The organism is Eubacterium ramulus (assembly GCF_003122485.1).
Lineage (GTDB): Bacteria > Bacillota > Clostridia > Lachnospirales > Lachnospiraceae > Eubacterium_I > Eubacterium_I ramulus_A.
Genome location: NZ_JRFU01000042.1, coordinates 1 through 7,791 on the forward strand (window position 1 = coordinate 1; position 7,791 = coordinate 7,791).

Annotated in this window: 7 protein-coding genes; 4 read left to right on the plus strand and 3 right to left on the minus strand. The window is 43.6% G+C overall.

Annotation, left to right across the window (positions count from 1 at the left end; all coding sequences use genetic code 11):
• Positions 1–266: 266 nt before the first annotated feature.
• The 3 genes from spoVG to LG34_RS03860 all read right to left on the minus strand — a co-directional run bounded on the left by spoVG (position 267) and on the right by LG34_RS03860 (position 3,024).
• Entirely contained in the window at positions 267–530 is a 264-nt protein-coding gene (spoVG, locus tag LG34_RS03850) for a septation regulator SpoVG (protein WP_109214961.1), read from the minus strand.
• A 104-nt stretch (positions 531–634) separates the two neighbouring features.
• Positions 635–1,753, minus strand: coding sequence for a glucose-1-phosphate adenylyltransferase subunit GlgD (gene glgD / locus LG34_RS03855; protein ID WP_109214962.1), 1,119 nt, complete (start codon positions 1,751–1,753; stop codon positions 635–637).
• Positions 1,750–3,024, minus strand: a complete 1,275-nt coding sequence (locus LG34_RS03860) for a glucose-1-phosphate adenylyltransferase (RefSeq protein WP_109214963.1) — start codon at positions 3,022–3,024, stop codon at positions 1,750–1,752. Before LG34_RS03860 ends, glgD begins: the two co-directional genes overlap by 4 nt.
• A gap of 489 nt (positions 3,025–3,513) precedes the next feature.
• Between LG34_RS03860 and murC the strand changes: the two genes are divergently transcribed.
• The 4 genes from murC to LG34_RS03880 all read left to right on the plus strand — a co-directional run.
• Complete coding sequence (gene murC, locus LG34_RS03865) at positions 3,514–4,896, plus strand: UDP-N-acetylmuramate--L-alanine ligase (RefSeq protein ID WP_109214964.1); 1,383 nt, start codon at positions 3,514–3,516, stop codon at positions 4,894–4,896.
• A 10-nt stretch (positions 4,897–4,906) separates the two neighbouring features.
• Positions 4,907–6,031 (plus strand): DnaD domain protein, encoded by a 1,125-nt coding sequence (locus tag LG34_RS03870; protein WP_109214965.1) that lies wholly within the window; start codon positions 4,907–4,909, stop codon positions 6,029–6,031.
• Positions 6,032–6,081: 50 nt separating this feature from the next.
• Positions 6,082–7,083 (plus strand): ATP-binding protein, encoded by a 1,002-nt coding sequence (locus LG34_RS03875; protein WP_109214966.1) that lies wholly within the window; start codon positions 6,082–6,084, stop codon positions 7,081–7,083.
• A 206-nt stretch (positions 7,084–7,289) separates the two neighbouring features.
• On the plus strand, positions 7,290–7,791 hold a 502-nt coding region (locus LG34_RS03880), incomplete at its 3' end, for a ribose-phosphate pyrophosphokinase-like domain-containing protein (RefSeq protein WP_181369285.1).

The window sequence follows — 7,791 nt, forward strand, 5'->3', positions numbered from 1 at the left end:
ATTGCTTTTCGCAATTGAAGCAGGGGACTTACTTGATTCGGTTAAAATCAGAAAAATCCTCTGCAACCGTTCATTTTTCCTAATCTATCAGGATTTGTTCTGATTTTGCACCAGATGCAATCTGCTTCAGCAGGTATCTTCCCCTTACATCTGGTCGCATCCTCACATTCTTTTTGACTTGCTGGAAATACAAATCAAAAAGAAGAACCCTGCAATGCAGGATTCTCCTTTCTGTGCAGTTGCGGATAACAGTATACCACAAGTATTTATGCTTCCGCAATTTCTTCACGATATTTTTGCATGATCAGTTCCTGAATCTGTCGTCTCGTCTCAGAATTGATCGGGTGTGCTACATCTCTGTACTCCCCGTCTGCATTTTTCCGGCTTGGCATAGCAATGAATGCACCTTTTTCACCTTCAATGATCTTGATGTCATGCACTGCGAATTCATTATCGATCGTGATCGATACGACAGCCTTCATTTTTCCTTCTTTGTCTACTTTTCGAATTCTCACATCTGTAATATTCATACTTCTCTTCCCCTGTGTTTTTGTATTTCTCCACAGCAGGGCGGTGCGTATTCTCAAGCTGTCACATCAATGTCGGTCTCCTCCCGTCTGCCGTACACGGCGTTCTACATGAGGTAACGTTCATTGTGTCCACGCACAATCTTTACTTCATCTTCGCCGCACAAATATGTATTTGCGCAAATTGTATCACGGCTCTCCACAATACAATTCTCAATATGCGTATTATCTCCGATGTAAACATCATTCAAAATAATAGAATTTTTAATTACGCAGTTCTTTCCTACAAATACCTGTTTGAACAGTACAGAATTTTCTACTGTTCCGTTTATAATACATCCGCTTGCGATCAGGCTGTTGCGGACTTCTGCTCCCACATTGTATTTTGCCGGAGCAAGATCATCCACCTTGGAGTAGATATACGGCTCCTGATGGAAAAAATATTTGCGGATCTCCGGTTTCAGGAAATCCATATTTGTCTGATAATAAGACTCCACACTGGCAATATTACTCCAGTAATTTTCCAATTTGTATCCGTAAATCTGTTTCAGATTTTTGTAACGGATCAGAATATCGGTTACGAAATCAAACCGATGTTCTTCCATGCTCTTCTCCAGCATCTCGATGAGCTGTCTTCTGCGCAGCACATAGATACCGGTAGAAATCGTATGAGACTGAGCCACCATTGGTTTTTCTTCAAAATCAATGATTCTGGATTCTTCATTCATCTGTACCACACCAAAACGGCTGACATCTTCTGTTGCAGGCACATCTTTACACACGATGGTAATGTCTGCCTTTTTCTGAATATGGTAATCCAGCACTTTGTTGTAATCCAGTTTGTACACGCAGTCGCCGCCTGCCACGATGACATATGGCTCATGGCTTCGTTTCAGGAAATCAATATTCTGTGCCAGCGCATCTGCCGTACCGCGGTACCAGTTACCGTTGTCTGCGGTGATCGTCGGTGTAAAAATATACAGACCACCCTGTTTTCTACCAAAATCCCACCATTTTGAGGAATTCAAATGTTCGTTTAAGGAACGGGAATTGTACTGTGTCAGTACTGCCACTCTCTGAATATGAGAATTGCTCATATTGCTCAATGCGAAATCAATGGCTCTGTATCCGCCGCCCACCGGCATTGCAGCAATGGCGCGCTTGTCGGAAAGCTCTCTCATTCTGTAATTATTACCACCTGCTAAAATAATACCTAATGCTTTCATTGTTTGCCACCTGCCTTAACAATATATTCCCCGCTGTCAAGCAATCCATCCGGATAATCCTCCGGCGTGGTCACACCTGCGATCGCTGTATTTTTACCAATTTTTACATTTGGCGGAATGACGGATTTCTCTCCGATGGTTACAAGACCAAACGCGTAAACACTCTCTTTGAGCTTGTTCGGTTTCTCCTCGCCGATACCAAGAACCGCACCGTCACCGATCACGGTATCCTCTGCAATGATCGCTTTGTCGATCACAACATTCTCTCCGATGGTCACGCCTTCCATAAGAATGGAATCACGCACGATACTTCCTTTTCCAATGGTAACATTTGCACCGATGACACATCCGTGTACTTCGCCATACACTTCTGTACCTTCACCGATGATACTCTTGTCTACTTTTGCGTCAGCAGCGATATACTGTGGTGCCAACACATCACTCTTGGTATAGATCGTCCAGTATTCTTCATACAGGTTGAACTCCGGAATCAGATCGATCAGCTCCATATTCGCTTCCCAGTAAGAACCAAGTGTTCCTACATCTTTCCAGTAACCATTGTACTCATAGGCAAAAATACGCTCACCCTTGTCAAAGCAGTATGGAATTACATGCATACCGAAATCGCAGTTTTCCACGGTCTCATTTGCGATCAGTGCTTCCTTTAATGCTTTCCAGTTGAAAATATAAATACCCATGGATGCAAGATTACTCTTCGGTTCTGCCGGTTTCTCCTGGAACTCCTGAATTCGATTTTCCTCATCTGCAACTACGATACCAAATCTGCTTGCCTCCTCCATCGGAACCGGCATAACAGCAATGGTAACATCCGCGTTGTTCTGCTTATGAAAATCAAGCATGACTTCATAATCCATCTTGTAAATATGGTCTCCGGACAGGATCAGGACATACTCCGGATCATAGCTGTCTATGTATTTCATATTCTGGTAAATAGCATTGGCAGTTCCTGAATACCATTCACTTCCGCCGCTTTTCTCATATGGCTGCAGAATCGTAACACCACCGTTATTACGATCCAGATCCCACGGAATACCAATACCGATATGCGTATTCAGTCGCAGCGGCTGATACTGTGTCAGCACACCTACGGTATCAATTCCGGAATTAATACAGTTACTGAGCGGGAAATCGATAATTCTGTATTTCCCTCCGAAAGCCACTGCCGGCTTCGCAACGTCTGCTGTTAACACTCCCAGACGACTTCCCTGGCCTCCGGCCAGAAGCATTGCGATCATTTCCTTTCGAATCATGTAAATCACCTCTTGCCAATAGCCTGCGTATTACTTTTTTCTCAGGCTATTTAAAAAATTAAATTGATAGGAAAATTATAACATATTTTCTCGTCCGTGTGCATGATTTTTCACAATTTTTACTAAAATTATCGCCCTTTTTCGACATTTTTCACAACTTTTGGTCTAACCAACACTGGAATTATTTTTTACAAATGATGTTAGTAGATTTTACCACACTTTCTTTTTTGTTGCAACGTCTGAATTTGCACCTGTATTGTCAAAATTTACGCATATCTGAATTTACACATATCTGAACTTTGCACATATCTGGATTACACTGTTCGTATCATCTTTACCAGTCATAAAGTTCTATCATAAACCCAGTTCACGCACATGATATGCAAAGCAGACATTCGCAAAACAGACATTGCCATCTTTTCCCCTATGGAGTATAATCGAAAAAAACACATTTATGAGATTTAGAAAATATACAGGTGGTAGATAAATATGTACAAAATCAATTTTGAAAAACCAATTCATATTCATTTTATAGGCATCGGCGGCATCAGCATGAGCGGTCTTGCAGAGATATTATTAAAGGAAGGTTTTACCGTATCCGGATCTGACAACAAGGCATCTGCCCTGACCGAACAGTTGGAGCAGAATGGGGCAAAAGTCTATATCGGACAGCGCGCTTCCAACATTACCGATGACATTGATCTGGTGGTTTACACCGCTGCCATCCATCCGGATAACGCGGAGTGGAAAGCTGCCAGCGACGCAGGCATCCCGATGCTTACCCGCGCACAGTTTTTAGGACAGTTAATGGATAATTATGCAAAATCCATCGCAGTCAGCGGAACGCATGGCAAGACAACAACAACTTCCATGATCTCTCATATCCTGCTGGCAGCTGACAGTGATCCAACCATCTCTGTCGGCGGCATGTTAGATGCGATCGGTGGAAATATCCGTGTCGGCGGTTCGGATGTATTTCTGACAGAAGCATGCGAATATACCAACAGCTTTTTAAATTTTCATCCGAAATACAGCATTATCTTAAATATTGAAGAAGACCATATGGATTTCTTCAAAGATATTAACGACATCCGCAACTCCTTCCACAAATTTGCGCAGAATACCGCAGCAGACGGTATTCTGTTCCTGAACGCAGCCATCGACCATCCGGAGGAAATCACCGCAGACTTAAAAGAGCGTATCGTGACCTTTGGTCTGACAGAGGATGCCGATTACACAGCAACAGATATTACTTATAATGAAGAAGCATGTGCTTCCTTCACTTTTAACGCACATGGACAGGCAGCAGGACATGTTTCCTTAAATGTTCCGGGCAAACACAACATTGCAAATGCACTGGCAGCAATCGCCTTTGCAACAGAAGCCGGATTTGATACAGACACCATCATCCGCGGATTACAGTCTTTTGGCGGTACAGCCAGACGTTTTGAATACAAAGGAAAACTTGGCAGCATCACGATCATCGATGATTATGCGCATCATCCGACAGAGATCGCTGCCACACTGACTGCAGCACGCAATTATCCGCACGACCGTATCATCTGTGTCTTCCAGCCACACACTTATACCAGAACAAAGGCATTCTGGAATCAGTTCTCAGATTCCCTTGCACTGGCAGATGTGGTGGTACTTGCAGATGTATATGCAGCCCGTGAGACCGATACCCTTGGCATCCACTGTGAAGATCTGGCAGATGATGTCCGTCACAAAGGAACCGAAAGCTATTATTTCCCATCCTTTGATGCCATTGAAAACTTTCTTTTGGAAGAATGTCACGACAACGATCTGGTGATCACCATGGGCGCAGGCGACATTTATCAGGTCGGAGAACATTTATTAGGAAAACGCTAGAGAGAGTAACATGGCAAATATTACGTTATATAATGACCAGCCGGCATCTGCAACTTTTGTGCCGAATATTTTTATTGATGAATATATGACACAGGCGAACGGGGAGTATGTAAAGATCTATCTTTACCTCCTCCGGAACCTGAACCAGTCCGCACAGAATGTTTCCCTTTCTGCTATTGCGGATCATTTTGACTGCACGGAGCGCGATATCCTCCGTGCTTTAAAATACTGGGAAAAACTACGGCTGTTCCGTCTGGAATTTGATGAAGATCAGAATCTGGCAGGCATCCGTGTCCTGAGTGCGCAAAGTGCCATCGCGCCTTCGATGCCATCTGCTTTTCCGGCAGCTGACACACAGAAAAAAGAAACTTTGACACCGGTGGGAAAAGAATCAAAACCAACCAACGTCACAGATCGTTTTATTCAGTCAGCAAGTGACGGCAGACGCACCTATACAATGGACGAAATGCGAACCTTTGTCTCCCGGGAAAATGTGCGGGAACTGATTTTTATCACCGAACAGTATCTTGGACGCACGCTGACACAAAGCGATCTGAATACCATCTTTTTCTGGTATGATGAACTGAAGCTTTCCACAGAGGTCATTGAAGTGATCATTGAAAACTGCGTGGCAAAAGGAAAAACCAGTCTGCACTACATGCAGAAAGTTGCAGAGGATTTTGCCGCCCGCAATATCCGAACGGTGAAAGAAGCCAAGACAGCGATGAATCAAGGCAGTTCTTTATATTATGCGGTTCTGAAGGCCTTCGGCATTCGTGGACGGAATCTGGTTCCCGAAGAGCAGAATTTTCTAAAGCAATGGTCAGACCGTATGGGCTTTTCCACAGAAATCATTGAGGAAGCATGCAGCCGGACGATCCGAAGCACCCACGAGGCCAATTTTGCCTATGCAAACTCTATTCTGAAGAAATGGCATGAGAACGGGGTGCATACACTGGATGACATTGCAAAATCGGACAGCATTTATCAGCAGTCGCAGAAAAGCAATCCGCAGAAATCTGCTGCTCCGAACAATAACCGCTTTATTAATTTTCAGCAGCGTGACAATGATTATGAAGCGCTTCAGAAACAATTACTGCAAAAATCACTGTTAAATAAAAAAACGCAGTCCTGACAGCAGTAATTACCGCCTTTTCCCTTTTTATCACGTAAAGGAGATGAACTATGCCACTTACCAATACACAATATGACGAAATCATGCGTACTTATGAAAAACGGCAGTTAGACCGCCAGCAGCTCATCGATGAACGCAAAAAGGAACTTGCCCGGCTTGATCCGGAATTCACAAAGATCGACAGCCGGATTGCCAGATCCAGCGTTACGACTGCAAAACAGCTTCTGAGCGGCGATACTTCCGCGCAGGAACATCTGCACAAAAAGATCCAGCATCTTCGTCAGCAGCGGACCGATCTGTTAAACGAGTACGGTTATCCGGAGAACTATCTTCAGCCGGCATATGCCTGCCCGGATTGTCAGGATACCGGTTATATCAACAATCAGCGGTGTCACTGTCTGAAACAGGCATCCATTGATCTGGTATATACCCAGTCCAATCTCCGTAATATTTTGCAGACAGAAAATTTTTCCAATTTTTCTTTTGATTACTATTCGGATTCAAAAGATATGATCGATCCGGCGACACAGTATACCCCTCTGGAAGCCGCGCAAAATGCCGTAGCACAGTGCCGAAATTTTATTCGCTCCTTTGAAAAACCGGATGATTTCCAGAATCTGCTTATCTTTGGAGATACCGGCATTGGAAAAACATTTTTATCCAACTGTGTAGCAAAGGAATTGTTGGATACTGGTCATTCTGTCATTTATTTTTCCGCACATCAGCTCTTTGAGCTGCTGACGGATCAACAGTTTGGACGTACGTCTCAGTTTTCAGCCGCAGACTATCGGAATATTTTCGACTGTGACCTGTTGATCATTGATGACCTCGGAACGGAAGCCATCAACACAATGACAACCTCACAGTTTTTCGTCTGCCTGAACGAACGGATCCTGAATCATAAGTCTACGCTGATCTCCACTAACCTGGAACTGACAGAACTTGCCACTTATTATTCAGAACGAATTTTTTCCAGAATCTTCAACAATTTTACCGTTTTGCATTTATTTGGAAACGATATCCGCATCCAGAAAAAACTTAACGAAAACTAACCGTTTTTGCATAAAAATAAAGGAATTGCAGAAATCCCTTGTCATAAGCAGGTGTTCAGTGATATAATGCCAACGTATTACTGGGCTTCCTGCTTTTTCTGATGGAAGCTGGCAGCATACAGAAGTTTAATTTTCAAATTTCATGAAATGCTGTAACATAAACTACAAACCAACGAAAAGATTTTTTGATGGAGGGAACTTTTCAAATGCATAACGACCAGAGAAACTTAGAAACAATCCCGACTGGCGCACTCGGAATCATTCCGCTTGAGAGCTGCCGTGAGATCGGTGAGAAAGTTGACAAATATCTTGTAAAATGGAGATGCGTCCGTGAACATGAGCATGAAGATGACATTGCGTTCAAAGGCTATCTGCGTGATACCTATGTAATCAACGCATCCTGCCCACGTTTCGGAAGTGGTGAGGCAAAAGGTATGATCCATGAAACAATTCGTGGATACGATCTGTACATCATGACAGACGTTACCAACTACTCTCTTACTTACAAACTCTGCGGAAATGAGAATCATATGTCACCGGATGATCACTATCAGGATCTGAAACGTATGATCGCTGCAGCAAATGGTAAAGCAAGAAGAATCACTGTTATCATGCCGTTCCTGTATGAGAGCCGTCAGCACAGACGTACTGCACGTGAGTCCATGGACTGCGCACTGGCACTTCAGGAGCTGATCAGCATGGGTGTTG